Source organism: Boseongicola sp. (assembly GCF_057460485.1).
Genome location: NZ_JBVCWP010000022.1, coordinates 1 through 12,810, shown reverse-complemented (window position 1 = coordinate 12,810; position 12,810 = coordinate 1). Strand labels below are relative to the sequence as shown.

Annotated in this window: 13 protein-coding genes; 9 read left to right on the top strand and 4 right to left on the bottom strand. The window is 57.7% G+C overall.

What is annotated here, in order from left to right:
* Positions 1-95: 95 nt before the first annotated feature.
* Positions 96-839, top strand: coding sequence for a histidinol-phosphatase (gene hisN, locus AC221Y_RS05170; protein WP_299756895.1), 744 nt, complete (start codon positions 96-98; stop codon positions 837-839).
* A gap of 123 nt (positions 840-962) precedes the next feature.
* Positions 963-2,294 (top strand): 8-oxoguanine deaminase, encoded by a 1,332-nt coding sequence (locus AC221Y_RS05165; protein ID WP_299756877.1) that lies wholly within the window; start codon positions 963-965, stop codon positions 2,292-2,294.
* Here AC221Y_RS05165 and AC221Y_RS05160 read toward each other — a convergent pair.
* Positions 2,291-2,881, bottom strand: coding sequence for a LysE family translocator (locus AC221Y_RS05160; RefSeq protein WP_299756880.1), 591 nt, complete (start codon positions 2,879-2,881; stop codon positions 2,291-2,293). The two genes, AC221Y_RS05165 and AC221Y_RS05160, sit on opposite strands and share 4 nt — an antisense overlap.
* Positions 2,882-3,157: 276 nt before the next feature.
* Complete coding sequence (gene guaD, locus AC221Y_RS05155; RefSeq protein ID WP_299756882.1) at positions 3,158-4,450, bottom strand: guanine deaminase; 1,293 nt, start codon at positions 4,448-4,450, stop codon at positions 3,158-3,160.
* A gap of 104 nt (positions 4,451-4,554) precedes the next feature.
* On the opposite strand from guaD, the gene mgtE reads away from it, so the two are divergent.
* The 5 genes from mgtE to AC221Y_RS05130 are packed head-to-tail and all read left to right on the top strand — an operon-like array spanning position 4,555 to position 10,056.
* Positions 4,555-5,946, top strand: a complete 1,392-nt coding sequence (mgtE, locus tag AC221Y_RS05150; protein WP_486706897.1) for a magnesium transporter — start codon at positions 4,555-4,557, stop codon at positions 5,944-5,946.
* Complete coding sequence (locus tag AC221Y_RS05145) at positions 5,943-6,494, top strand: 5-formyltetrahydrofolate cyclo-ligase (RefSeq protein ID WP_299756887.1); 552 nt, start codon at positions 5,943-5,945, stop codon at positions 6,492-6,494. The genes mgtE and AC221Y_RS05145 overlap by 4 nt, the downstream gene beginning before the upstream one ends.
* Positions 6,495-6,538: 44 nt before the next feature.
* Entirely contained in the window at positions 6,539-7,354 is an 816-nt protein-coding gene (locus tag AC221Y_RS05140; protein WP_299756890.1) for a TIGR00282 family metallophosphoesterase, read from the top strand.
* The gene (locus AC221Y_RS05135; protein ID WP_486706896.1) at positions 7,351-8,268 is read left to right on the top strand and encodes a DMT family transporter; all 918 of its coding nucleotides are present in this window, start codon (positions 7,351-7,353) and stop codon (positions 8,266-8,268) included. Before AC221Y_RS05140 ends, AC221Y_RS05135 begins: the two co-directional genes overlap by 4 nt.
* Before the next feature lie 6 nt (positions 8,269-8,274).
* Positions 8,275-10,056 (top strand): SLC13 family permease, encoded by a 1,782-nt coding sequence (locus tag AC221Y_RS05130; protein WP_299757160.1) that lies wholly within the window; start codon positions 8,275-8,277, stop codon positions 10,054-10,056.
* On the opposite strand, the gene AC221Y_RS05125 is transcribed toward AC221Y_RS05130, so the two are convergent.
* Complete coding sequence (locus AC221Y_RS05125; RefSeq protein WP_486706895.1) at positions 9,968-10,315, bottom strand: hypothetical protein; 348 nt, start codon at positions 10,313-10,315, stop codon at positions 9,968-9,970. The genes AC221Y_RS05130 and AC221Y_RS05125 overlap by 89 nt on opposite strands.
* Positions 10,316-10,638: 323 nt before the next feature.
* Here AC221Y_RS05125 and AC221Y_RS05120 point away from each other — a divergent pair, with 323 nt between their 5' ends.
* Positions 10,639-11,379, top strand: coding sequence for a YebC/PmpR family DNA-binding transcriptional regulator (locus AC221Y_RS05120; protein ID WP_299757162.1), 741 nt, complete (start codon positions 10,639-10,641; stop codon positions 11,377-11,379).
* Between the two features lie 58 nt (positions 11,380-11,437).
* Here AC221Y_RS05120 and AC221Y_RS05115 read toward each other — a convergent pair whose 3' ends face one another.
* Positions 11,438-12,328, bottom strand: a complete 891-nt coding sequence (locus AC221Y_RS05115) for a LysR family transcriptional regulator ArgP (protein WP_299757164.1) — start codon at positions 12,326-12,328, stop codon at positions 11,438-11,440.
* A 91-nt stretch (positions 12,329-12,419) separates the two neighbouring features.
* Here AC221Y_RS05115 and AC221Y_RS05110 point away from each other — a divergent pair.
* On the top strand, positions 12,420-12,810 hold a 391-nt coding region (locus AC221Y_RS05110; protein ID WP_486706894.1), incomplete at its 3' end, for a LysE/ArgO family amino acid transporter.

Genomic DNA, 12,810 nt, shown 5'->3' with positions numbered 1-12,810 from the left:
GCGGGTCTGACTACGAAAACCTCAGCGCCCGAAGGCGTGGGAGTTTTCTTTTGCCTGATTTCAATGTGAATGAACTTTGGTCCGTCGTGGATGCGATGGCAGATGCGGCGCGCGTTGAAACGCTGCGCCATTTTCGGCAGGCGGGTTTGCAGACCGAAAGCAAACGCGCGGATTTTGATCCTGTGACAGTGGCCGACCGGGATGCGGAAACCGCAATGCGAGCAATTCTTGCCGAGCGCCGGCCCGATGACGGTGTTTTGGGCGAAGAGTATGGGCAGACTGATGGAACGTCAGGGCTGAGTTGGGTTTTGGATCCGATTGACGGCACGCGCGGCTATATCTCGGGATCACCGACATGGGGTGTTTTGATCGCCGTGTCGGATGCCAAGGGGCCTTTCCTTGGGGTGATTGATCAACCCTACATCGGCGAGCGGTTTTACGGTGGTCCGGGGCGGTCAGAGATGATCGGGCCCTTGGGCAAAAGGACACTGGGTGTCCGGGCGACAACGGTCCTGGCCGAAGCCACGCTTTTCTCGACTTTTCCGGAAGTCGGAACACCTGCTGAAGGGGCTGCGTTTCGCCGGGTTGCCGAACAGGTACGGCTGACGCGCTACGGCTGTGATTGCTATGCCTATGCTTTGTTGGCCGCCGGTCAGGTCGATCTGGTTATCGAGGCTGGCCTTCAGGCCTATGATATCCAGGCGCCGATTGCGGTGATCGAGGCGGCAGGCGGGATTGTGACGGACTGGACTGGCGGGCCAGTTCACGAGGGCGGGCAGGTGGTTGCGGCGGCAACGCCCGAGTTGCACCGCGCGGCACTGAGGCTTCTGGCCGAGTGAGGGTTATGGACCTGCGCGTCGCTGATTGCTAAATTGGCGTAAGGGATGAGTCCTTTTCCGCTCTCTTCTGTCGTCCCTATCGACCCACCTGGTCCGAAGAGAGCGACAGGACCAGGAGCGACTGTGACCCAAGTACTTTTGAGAAATGCAGACACGATCGTTACCATGGCGGGCGATGATCTGAAGAATTGCGACATCCTTTTCGATGCAGGCGTGATCCGCGCCGTCGGGCCTGCGCTTGATGCGCCTGACGCACGCGTGGTTGAGGCGCGTGGATGCGTTGTGACGCCCGGCCTCGTGAATACCCATCACCATCTCTATCAGACGCTGACGAAGGCTGTGCCCGCCGGGCAGGACGCGCTTTTGTTTGGCTGGCTCCAGACTCTATACCCCATTTGGGCGCGGTTTGGTCCGGAAGAAATGCGCGTTTCAACACTGTTGGGTCTTTCTGAGCTTGCGCTTTCAGGCTGTACGACCAGTTCGGATCATCTGTACCTCTATCCGAATGGCGCGCGTCTCGATGACACGATCTGGGCTGCGGGCGAGGTCGGGATGCGGTTCCATCCGACGCGCGGATCAATGTCAATTGGGGAAAGTGCGGGCGGATTGCCACCGGACGATCTGGTCGAGAGTGAGACGGCGATCCTTAAAGACTGCCTTCGGGTGATTGATGCCTTCCACGATCCCGCGCCGGGGTCGATGGTAAGGGTGGGCGTGGCACCCTGCTCGCCGTTTTCGGTCAGTCGCGAACTGATGCGCGACGCTGCTGTTTTGGCGCGCGACAAGGGTGTGCGACTTCATACGCATTTGGCGGAGAACGAGGAAGACATCGCTTATTCGCTGGAAAAATTCGGGTGCCGTCCGGGACAATATGCCGAAGATTTGGGTTGGACGGGTGATGATGTCTGGCATGCGCATTGCGTAAAGTTAGATGCGCAAGAGATTGATCTTTTTGCAAGAAGCCGAACTGGCGTTGCGCATTGTCCTTGCTCGAATTGTCGTTTGGGGTCGGGCATTGCTCCGGTACGCGCGATGCGAGATGCAGGCGTGCGGGTCGGGCTGGGCGTCGACGGGTCTGCATCGAACGATATGGGAAATCTGATCGGCGAGGCGCGTCAGGCCATGTTGATGCAAAGGGTGCAGGGCGGTGCGGATAAAATGGCGGCACGCGAGGCCTTGGAGATTGCGACCGTCGGCGGCGCGGCGGTTTTGGGGCGCGACGATATCGGGCGGCTTGCACCGGGGATGAGGGCGGATATTGCGGTGTGGGACGTCAGCGGCATTGAAAGCGCCGGAAGCTGGGATGCCGCGGCGATATTGCTGGCGGGGCCAATGCGGGTGCGGGATTTGTTTGTCGAGGGTCGGCGTGTTGTCGATGCCGGACGAGTGGCGACGATTGACTTGGATGCGACGGTTGCTGAGGGGCAGACATTGGTGACCCGCCTGATGGGCTAGTGGGGCGCGAAGGCCGCGAGCGCGACGACGATAAGCATAGACGCTGCCATGCCAATATTGATTGCGCGTTGCATTTTTTCTGGCAGATCAAGGCGTCTCAAGGTGATGCCGACCCAAAGCCATAGGAAATGAATTGCCGTCCATATCGTATTCAATATCAATAGCTTAAGGGCTACCTCTAATCCCGGTGTTTCGGGCATGAAGGCAAAGGCCGAAAACAAGGCGGTGTTCACCGCATAGGCCTTTGGATTCACGGCCTGAAGCAGCATCCCACCCTTGATCCCGGGTGGCGTTGTGCGCTCTATGAAGGCGAGCTTTGAGCCCGCGAAGGCGATGCGGAAGGCGAGGTAAACCAGATAGCCGACCGAAATGACGTAAAATACAGTTCGCACGCCTGGCTCTGCCAACATGACCGCAGCCAAGCCAGTGATCACGCCAAGGCAAACAAGGTTCGTGCCAAAAAAGAGACCAAGGAGGTAGCGACTTCCGTGCCGAAACCCGAAGGCCGCTCCGACACCTGCCAAAGACAAGACGCCCGGACCGGGAGTGATGATCAAAAAGAAGACGGCAAGGGCAAATGTGAGCATTGGGCTGAGAATGACGCCTGCGCGCGGAATGGCAAGGTTTTGTGCGCCTCAAGCGCGGAGTTTTAGGTATTTTTTAAAGGGGTGAAAATGCGTGAGACCGTGCCTTATCGTATAACGGATCATTAACTCTCAATGCGTATCAAATTGTTGCGGTACAATCTGAGGAGCCGATGACCGCAAAGGATGAAGCCCCGCTCTTTGGCTCACCGGTCCGAGGTGGGCTAGATCGCCCTGTATTTCATCCTTTCAAACATACCTCCGCCGGAGGCAAAGAAGTCATTTCGTCATCGACTGGCCCATGATGCGAACGTCACGGATCGCTCGATCGTCCCCCATCATGATGGTTGGGAAGACGGCTTCCCAAAGCGTATCAGCCCGTGCCGCCCGTTGGGCGATAGCCGGCGTTGAAGCAAGATCGAGGACCACGAGGTCCGCTTCATAACCGGGACTAAGGTGGCCGATTTTTGTATCAAGGCGTAGCGCTCGGGCGGAGCCGGTTGTTGCAAGCCACAGCAGTTCTGCGGGGTGAAGCGCGCGGCCTCGAAGCTGAGCAACCTCATAGGCTGCAGCCATTGTTCGCAGCATAGAGAACGACGAGCCGCCACCGGTATCAGTGGCCAACCCGATGGTTTGCCCCTCGGCCATCAACCCGTCCATGTCGAATAGTCCCGAGCCGATGAATGTGTTCGATGTCGGGCAGTGGACAAGGCTTGCGCCACTTTCTTTGAGCCTTGCGCGCTCGCGGTCAGTCAGATGAATGGCATGACCAAAAAGAGCGCCGGGGCCGATAAGGCCTGCGGCCTCGTAGGTATCAAGATAGTCCCGGGCTTCAGGGAAGAGGTCACGAACCCATGCGATTTCTTCGGTTTGTTCGGACAAATGCGTTTGCATCAGGCAGTCTGGATGCTCGGCCCAAAGGGCCCCGAGGGCGGCGAGTTGTTCGCGCGTTGAGGTTGGCGAAAAGCGCGGCGTGATCGCGTAGATCAGGCGGTCCTGGCCGTGCCATTTTCCCACCAGGGCCTTGCTGTCATCATAGGCCGATTGAGCGGTGTCAGTGAGATCTGCGGGCGCATTGCGATCCATGCAAGTCTTGCCAGCGATGGCGCGCAATCCGCGGGATTTGGCCTCGGCAAAGTAGGCGTCAACACTTGCAGGGTGGATGGTCGTGAAGCTTGTGGTGGTGGTTGTGCCGTTGGCGAGCGTCAGATCGAAGTAGGTTTTGGCGATGGCGTTTGCATAGACGGGGTCGCCGAACTTCATCTCTTCGGGGAAGGTATATCTGTTGAGCCAGTCGATCAGTCGCTTGCCCCAACTCGCGATCATCGCGGTTTGCGGGTAATGGGCGTGCGCGTCGATGAAGCCTGGAAGGATCAGTGAATTGCCGTAGTCGGTGATTTGAGCTTCCGGATGGGCGCGCCGCAGGTCGTCGGCCGTGCCGGTGGCTGTGATCATACCGTTCTCAATCAGAATGCCGCCGCGGGCGTCGTGGCGGGCCGTTTCGATGCCGTCGTGAAAAGGATCTCCTGTGAAGGCAAGGGTCTGGCCGATCAGGAGCGTTTTCTGGGTCATCTGGCTCTCGGGGTTTGTTGTCCAATGTAAATTCGGTCTCGGCTCTGTTGTCTATCACGGAGTTCGCATAAGTTCAGTTTAAGGTGCGAGAAAAGGTATTTCTTATGACCGATCAGACAGAAACGATTGACCGAGCGGAAGACGATACAGAGGACGACTATGCCCTTCGAAATCGGGTCGTTTCGGCTGCCAAAAGTGCGGCTGAAGACGGTGATCGCGAACGGTTGCTGGAGGTGTTCGAGCCGCTTCACCCTGCCGACATCGCCGACCTTCTGGAGCAGGTAGACACCGAAGACCGGACAAAGATTCTCCAGCTCGCAGGCGACTATATCGACGGGGAAATCCTGTCTGAAATCGCTGAAGATATCCGTGACGAAGTGGTTGAAACGCTGGAGCCAACGGTTCTTGCCGACGCTGTGCGCGAGCTGGAATCTGACGATGTCGTCGACATTATGGAAGACCTTGGGGACGCGCAGCAGGAAGCTGTGCTTGAGGCGCTGGATGTGGTCGACCGGATCGCGGTCGAGCTGGCGCTGGCATACCCGGAGTTCTCTGCTGGTCGCCTGATGCAGCGCGAAGTTGTGGTTGCCCCCGAGCATTGGTCTGTTGGGGACGCGATTGATCACATGCGCGCACAGTCGGATCTTCCCGAGCAGTTCTATCACATTGTATTGGTTGATCCGCGGCATCGGCCGACGTCTTATGTGACGCTTGGCCGGCTAATGTCGTCGCGGCGCGAAGTGCCTTTGAAGACGATCACCGAGGAGAGTTTTCGCACCTTTGATGCCGTCGAGGACGAAGGCGATGTGGCCTATGCGTTCAACCAGTATCACCTGATTACAGCGCCTGTTGTCGATGAGGACGGGCGGTTGGTTGGCGTGATCCTAATTGATGACGCGATGGCGGTTTTGGATGAAGAGCATGAGGAAGACGTTTTGCGTCTTGGTGGCGTCGGTGACGAAAGCCTGTCGAATTCGACGTTTGAGATCGTAAAACGGCGTTTCCCCTGGTTGGGGATCAACCTTGCCACCGCGATTTTGGCGTCGATCGTGATTTCGATATTTGAGGATGTGTTGCAGGCCGTGGTCGCCTTGGCGGTATTGATGCCTATTGTCGCTTCGATGGGCGGCAATGCGGGCACGCAGTCTATGACGGTCGCGGTCCGGGCCTTGGCGACGCGCGACCTTACAGAATCGAATGCGTTGCGGGTTGTCCGCCGTGAGGCGATGGCGGGACTTTTGAATGGTTTGATTTTTGCGGTGGTGATGGGGATCGTCGGGGTGATCTGGTTTGGGTCTCCGGCAATCGGATTTGTAATTTCGGTCGCCATGGTGGTGAATTTGATGGTCGCAGGATTGTCAGGAGTTCTGGTGCCTTTGGCGCTGGATAAGTTCGGGGTTGACCCGGCGTTGGCGGCAGGGACGTTTGTGACTACGGTCACGGATGTTGTTGGGTTCTTTGCGTTTCTTGGGTTGGCCTCGATGGTGTTGCTATGACCGACAAGGCGTCTCTGCGCAAACTGGCCGCAGAGCGACGGGCGCAGGTGCATGGGGTGGTCGATGTGGCACCAGCATTGAAGCATTTGGCCGATGTGTTGGGCGAAACCGCGGGGCGTGTTTCTTTCTTTTGGCCGATCCGCACAGAGATTGACCCTAGGCCGTTGCTTGAGGCGCTTTCAGCGCATCGTGAGGTTTGTTTGCCCGTGACAACCGGCTATGCGCCATTGGTTTTTCGTCCTTGGGTGCCGGGGACAGCGATGATTGCCGATAGCTTTGGTGTCGAAGTGCCTGTGGACGAGACCGAGGTCATCCCGCAGGTGTTGGTGGTCCCTTTGTTGGCGTTTGACGAGCGGGGGCATCGTTTGGGCTATGGCGCAGGGCACTATGACCGGACGTTGGGCAAGCTTCGGCCCTTGGGGCCGGTTGTGGCGGTGGGGTTTGCCTATGAGGCACAGCTTGCTGAAACACTGCCAATCGATGCGACGGATCAGCCGTTGAATGCGATTGTGACCGAGGCCGGAATAAGACGCTTTTTACAGTCGTGATGACGGTACTTGCTTTGTTTTTAGGCCGGGGGTAGGGCCAAGGAATGCGTATTCTTTATCTTGGTGATATTGTGGGGCGGTCCGGACGGACAGCGATCCGCGAGCGGCTTCTGCCTTTACGGAACAGACTTAGGGCTGATTTCGTCGTGGTGAACGGCGAAAACGCTACAGCAGGTGCCGGGCTTTCGGGCGATCATGCAAAGGCGATGCTGGACAGCGGCGTGGATGTGCTGACGCTTGGGGATCATGCCTTCGATCAAAAGGACATGCTGACCTTTATCGAACGGGAGCGGCGAATTATTCGCCCTGTGAATTTTGCTAAGCAAGCCCCTGGGGTCGGCTCGCGGGTGTTTGATGCGCCGGGCGGACGAAAGGTGTTGGTAGCGCAGGTGCTGGGGCAAGTCTTTATGAAACGCGCCTTTGACGACCCTTTTTCCGCCGTCGACAATATTTTGCGCACCCATCCTTTGGGTGGGATGGTGCAGGCAATTGTTCTGGACGTTCATTGCGAAGCGACCAGCGAAAAGATGGCTATGGGGCACTTTTGCGACGGCCGTGCAAGCATGGTTGTGGGGTCGCACACGCATGTGCCAACGGCTGATGCGCAAATCCTGCCGAGCGGAACTGCGTTCCAGGCGGATGCCGGAATGTGCGGCGACTACAATTCGGTCATCGGCATGGACAAGGCCGAGCCTATGCGCCGCTTTGTCACCGGCATGGGCAAGGGGCGGTTTGAACCTGCAAACGGTGAGGCCACCTTGTCGGGGCTTTTCGTGGTGACGGATGACCGCACCGGTAAGGCAACGACCGTGCAGATGATCCGCGATGGCGGGCGCTTGCAGGCGTCCGGGCCGGAGTGAAGGACCGCCTTTTTCTGATTTTCTGTCTGGCCGTTATGGGGGCGGGCTGGGGCGCGACCCAGCCTTTGGCCAAGATCGCGGTCAGCGAAAGCTATCGCCATATCGGACTGGTTTTCTGGCAATTGGCAATCGGTGCGATTGTCATGGGCGTGATCCAAACGATGCGCGGCAGGCGGCTGACTATTTCGCGGCCGGCGCTACAAATATACGTCCTGATTGCGATGATCGGAACGATTCTACCTAATTCTGCGTCTTATGAGGCCGCGCGGCATTTGCCTGCCGGCGTGGTGTCGATCTTGCTGTCGCTGGTGCCTTTGTTCGCATTTCCATTCGCGATTCTTATGGGCAACGAGCGCTTTCAATGGGTGCGCTTTGGTGGCCTGGCCCTTGGGTTATGTGGCGTGCTGTTAATTGTTGGCCCAGAGACGAGCCTTCCAGAGCGCGCGATGATCGTCTTCATTCCGATCGCGCTGATCGCACCGTTGTTTTACGGCCTTGAAGGCAATGTGGTCGCGCGGTGGGGGACCGCCGGTCTGGACCCGGTTGAAGTTCTTTACGGGGCTTCGGTCGTTGGGGCGTTGATCGCGCTGCCGGTGGCGGTGGTTTCGGGCCAGTTCATTGATCCGCGCCCCCCCTGGGGGCAGCCTGATTTTGCGTTGATGATCTCGTCGATAATCCATGTCTTGGTCTATACGGCCTATGTTTGGATGGTGGGCCGAGCCGGACCGGTATTCGCGGTGCAGGTGAGTTACCTCGTCACCGGTTTCGGGGTTGGCTGGGCCATGCTTATTCTCGAAGAGAGCTATTCCGTTTGGGTCTGGGGCGCGATGGGCGTCATTCTGACGGGTGTGTTCCTTGTTCAGCCGAGCCCGCGCGCCGCGCTTGTGGAGTTGGGCGAAAGAGGCAACACTTGACGTGTTATGACACCGATTTTTGACTTTTCACCTGATGTCGCGGCCTTCCTTGCGTTGGCGGTCGTCGGCACCATGTTCCTGATGTTTCTGTGGGAGCGCTGGACGGCTGAAGTCGTGGCCATCGGCGGCGTCGCCTTGATGTTGGTCCTTGGGCTTTTACCATATGAAAAAGGGCTTGAGGTCCTGTCGAACCCGGCGCCCTGGACGATTGCCGCCATGTTCATCGTGATGGGGGCTTTGGTGCGCACAGGGGCCTTGAGTTGGTTCACAAGCCAGGTGGAACGGCAGGCAGGCGTGCGGCCGGGGGCGGCTTTGGCAGGCTTGATGGGGTTCGTCGTTTTATCGTCTGCCGTGGTGTCGAACACGCCCGTTGTGGTCGTGATGATCCCGGTATTTGTGCAATTATCTTCAAAGCTGGGGATGTCAGCGTCGAAATTATTGATCCCTTTGTCATATGGCGCAATTTTGGGCGGAACGCTGACGCTTTTGGGAACCTCGACCAACTTGCTGGTCGACGGCGTGGCGCGCGCCCAGGGTTTGGAAGCATTTACGATCTTTGAGGTCACACCATTGGCCATCGTTTTGGTGGCGTGGGGGATGATCTACCTGCGGTATATAGCGCCGAGATTGCTGCCGGATCGAGACTCGATGGCGACCATTTTGTCGGACCGATCGAAGATGAAGTTTTTCACTGAGGTGGCCATTCCGGAAGGCAGCGATCTGATTGGGCAAGGTGTGCGCGACATTGATCTGTTCAAGCGGGATGGTGTGCGGTTGATTGATGTGTTGCGTGGTGATGCATCGCTTCGGCGCAACCTTGATGGGGTTGATTTGGCACTGGGTGACCGCGTTGTGTTGCGCACTCCTATGGCGGAAGCGCTGGGGTTGCAGCAATCGAAAGAGCTGCGGACCGTTGATAAGCTTGGATCGGTTGAGACGACGACTGTGGAGGTTCTGATCACTCCTGGATGCCGCATGGTTGGGCGATCCCTAGGCGGGCTTCGCCTTCGGCGTCGGTATGGTGTTTATACGCTGGCGGTGCATCGGCGTTCGCAGAACATCGGACGTCGGTTGGACGATCTGGTGGTGCGGGTCGGCGACACACTTTTGCTTGAGGGCGCGCCGGCGGACATTCAACGGGTAGCGGCCGATATGAAGCTGGCAGATGTGAGCCATCCCACAGAGCGGGCGTATCGGCGAAAACTGGCGCCGGTGGCTGTGGTTGCTTTGCTGGGGATTGTGGTGTTGGCGGCGTTTGGGATCGCGCCGATCTTCCTGTTGGCGATCCTGGCGGTGGCTGTTGTGTTGTTGTCGGGTTGCGTCGACGCCGAAGAAGCGTTCGAGATGATCGATGGGCGGCTATTGGCGCTTATTTTTGCGATGTTGGCCATTGGGGCCGCATTGGAGGCGACGGGAGCGATCGCGCTGATTGTGGATGCCATCGCACCGGGTTTAGGCGCTTTGCCGCCCTGGGCGATTGTCTGGGCGGTCTATTTGCTGACGTCGGTGTTGACGGAGCTTATAACCAACAATGCGGTGGCTGTTGTCGTGACACCGATTGCTATTGGATTGGCAGGCGCGCTGGGCATCGACCCAAGGCCTTTGGTTATCGCGGTGATGGTGGCGGCTTCGGCGGCGTTTGCAACGCCGATCGGATATCAGACCAATATGCTGGTTTATGGCCCGGGTGGCTATACGTTCAGCGATTTCCTGAAGGTTGGGGTGCCGTTGAACCTGAGTATTGGGCTGTTGGCGTCGTTCCTGATCCCGGTGATCTGGCCGCTTTGAAGCGGCCAGAAGAGGTGTCGGATTTGCTTTCGACTTCTGCCGCAGCGGCCGCCTTGGTGGCGCGCTTTTCCAGCTTGTTGGCCTTTTTAGCGGCGGTCTTCGCTTTCTTAGCGACCTTGCCGGCCGCTGCACTCACAGTTTCAGCGCGCTTGGAGGCCTTTTGTGCGGCATTGGAGGCTTTCTTGGCAGCCTGCAGACGCTTTTCGGTCGGCTTTTGCCGCGCTCGACTTTGCGGCGGCCTTGCGATCTGCGCGATCATCACGCGCGCAGGATTTTTGAGATTGGAATACCGAACAGTCGGCAGAATTTGCGGTCGCGGGCGTGGGCTTGGTAACACCAATGGTTGCTATGGCAAGAAAAGCGGCTGCAAGAAGGTGGGTCACTTTCATTTCATTTACTTGTTAAAAGAAGGTAACTGTTTGACTTAACAAACTGTTTACATGCGTGATTTAGCGAATTTTAGACTAGTTTGTGATGATTTGAGTGCTTTTTGGTGAGCTGGACCTTCGCGTGGCCTCGGACTTGAGGTCCGTTTGGTGCGCGACTAGAAGGGGCGGAACGCTATAATTCGGGAGAAGTGGCATGGCAGGTCATTCAAAATGGGCAAACATCCAGCACCGCAAAGGTCGCCAGGACGCGGTACGCTCAAAGTTGTTTTCCAAGCTTTCGAAGGAAATTACCGTGGCCGCCAAGATGGGCGACCCGGACCCGGAGAAGAACCCACGGCTTCGGATGGCAGTAAAAGAAGCAAAATCAAGCTCGGTCCCCAAGGACGTTATTGATCGCGCCATTTCCAAAAGCCAGGCCGGCGATGGGGATGAGTATGAAGAAATCCGTTACGAAGGCTATGGCCCAAGTGGGGTTGCGGTGATTGTTGAAGCAATGACCGATAACCGAAACCGGACAGCTTCGACCGTGCGCTCGACCTTTGGCAAACACGGCGGCAACCTTGGCGAGACGGGCTCAGTCGGGTTCATGTTTGAGCGCAAGGGCGAGATCGTTTATCCGGGCGATATTGGCGACGAAGATATGGTGATGATGGCGGCAATCGAGGCTGGTGCCGAGGACGTTGAAAGTGCGGACGAGGGGCATACGATTTATTGCGCCGATACCGATTTGAACGAGGTGTCGACGGCGCTTGAGATCGAATTGGGCGAGGCGGAATCGACTAAGCTGATCTGGAAGCCAACCACGACGACCGAGCTTGACCTTGAAGGCGCGCAGAAGTTGTTCCGTCTGATCGAGGTTCTGGAAGACGACGATGACATTCAGCGTGTGACGGCGAACTTCGACATATCCGACGAGGTTATGGAACAACTTTAGGACGCATTCGGGTTTGGGGCTTTGCCGTGCGTCCCTTTGGACCTCACCCCAGGTATTTCTAAAAGGATGAAGCTTTTGATGCGGCTATGAGGTGGCGTCTGGCGGCTTTTTTGACGTTTTCTGTGAGAGGGGCGAGGGCCCCTTTGCCGATGCGGCTGGTTTGCCAGTAAAGAGCCGTGTCGTGGGGCAGGTCGGGATGGAGCGTAACAAGGTCTCCACGTTGGATTGCGTCGCGCACCAGTAATTCGGGGTTAAGGCCCCACCCGATGCCCAAGATTGCAGCTTCGACGAAACCGCGGGTTGAGGGCAGGTAGTGTGCGGTGAGGGTGATGTCTTTACCGGTTGCCCGGCGTGCCCATGTTTTTTGCAACCTGTCCTTTTCATTGAAAGCGAGGGCCGGGGCTTTTGCGAGGCTCTTGGGCGTGATGCCGTCTTTCAGGTGAGTTGCGACAAATTCAGGGCTGGCGGTGGCGAGGTAGCGCAGCGCCCCTAAGGGCATCACGTCCGCGCCTTGCACCGGCTCGGCGCGGGTCGTCACGGCGGCAGCGACCTCGCCACTTCGCAAGAGGTCAGCTGAATGATCCTGATCCTCGGCGCGAATTTGAAAGCGTCGATCCGAGTGTCCGCGCAAGGCTGGCAGAAACCAAGTATCGAGGCTGTCCGCATTCACAGCGAGGCACAAAGTGAGCATGTGGTCGCGTCCAAGATCGGTATCAAGTTCGGCGTCCAGACGGGCAAGCGCGTCCGCATGTGCCACAAGGCGGGCACCGGTTGCAGTGGCCTCAAGAGGGGTGCCGCGTTTCAGAACCGGGGAGCCGACTCGGTCTTCAAGGGCGCGGATGCGTTGCGAAATCGCCGATTGCGTCACCGCCAGATGATCGGCGGCAGCCTCGAAGCTTCCGGTTCTCATGATCGCAGAAAGCGCCGCGAGTTGGGGATGTTCAAACATTAGAAAAACTTATCTATAGTTGTTTTCTTTAATTTGCATGATGATGTGATGCGTGGTCAATGGCCATTGCTGCACCACGGGAATTCGCAAAATGACAGCGGTACTATCAGGTTTTGCACTTGGGATTTCATTGATCCTTGCGATCGGAGCGCAGAATGCATTCGTTTTGCGCCAGGGGGTCCGTGGAGAACACGTTGGCGTGGTTGTTGCGGTCTGCGTTATCTCGGATGCTATTTTAATTATTGCCGGTGTGGCCGGGTTTGGCGCATTGACCGAGGCGATGCCGGTCTTTGAGACCCTTCTGCGTTGGGGGGGCGCAGCGTTTTTGCTGGCCTACGGCGCTTGGGCTTTTTGGCGCGCCTTTTCTTCCATGGACGCTTTGGATGCGGGCAAAGACAGGGATCAGGGACGGCGCGCAGCAATCGCTACGGTCTTGGCGCTTACGTGGCTCAATCCGCATGTCTATCTTGATACGGTGGTCT

Coding starts and splice junctions, on each gene's coding strand:
- hisN (WP_299756895.1), top strand. CDS start 96: ATGGCAGATGCGGCGCGCGTTGAAACGCTGCGCCATTTTCGGCAGGCG.
- AC221Y_RS05160 (WP_299756880.1), bottom strand. CDS start 2,881: ATGCTCACATTTGCCCTTGCCGTCTTCTTTTTGATCATCACTCCCGGT.
- guaD (WP_299756882.1), bottom strand. CDS start 4,450: ATGACCCAGAAAACGCTCCTGATCGGCCAGACCCTTGCCTTCACAGGA.
- mgtE (WP_486706897.1), top strand. CDS start 4,555: ATGACCGATCAGACAGAAACGATTGACCGAGCGGAAGACGATACAGAG.
- AC221Y_RS05145 (WP_299756887.1), top strand. CDS start 5,943: ATGACCGACAAGGCGTCTCTGCGCAAACTGGCCGCAGAGCGACGGGCG.
- AC221Y_RS05140 (WP_299756890.1), top strand. CDS start 6,539: ATGCGTATTCTTTATCTTGGTGATATTGTGGGGCGGTCCGGACGGACA.
- AC221Y_RS05130 (WP_299757160.1), top strand. CDS start 8,275: ATGACACCGATTTTTGACTTTTCACCTGATGTCGCGGCCTTCCTTGCG.
- AC221Y_RS05125 (WP_486706895.1), bottom strand. CDS start 10,315: ATGATCGCGCAGATCGCAAGGCCGCCGCAAAGTCGAGCGCGGCAAAAG.
- AC221Y_RS05120 (WP_299757162.1), top strand. CDS start 10,639: ATGGCAGGTCATTCAAAATGGGCAAACATCCAGCACCGCAAAGGTCGC.
- AC221Y_RS05115 (WP_299757164.1), bottom strand. CDS start 12,328: ATGTTTGAACATCCCCAACTCGCGGCGCTTTCTGCGATCATGAGAACC.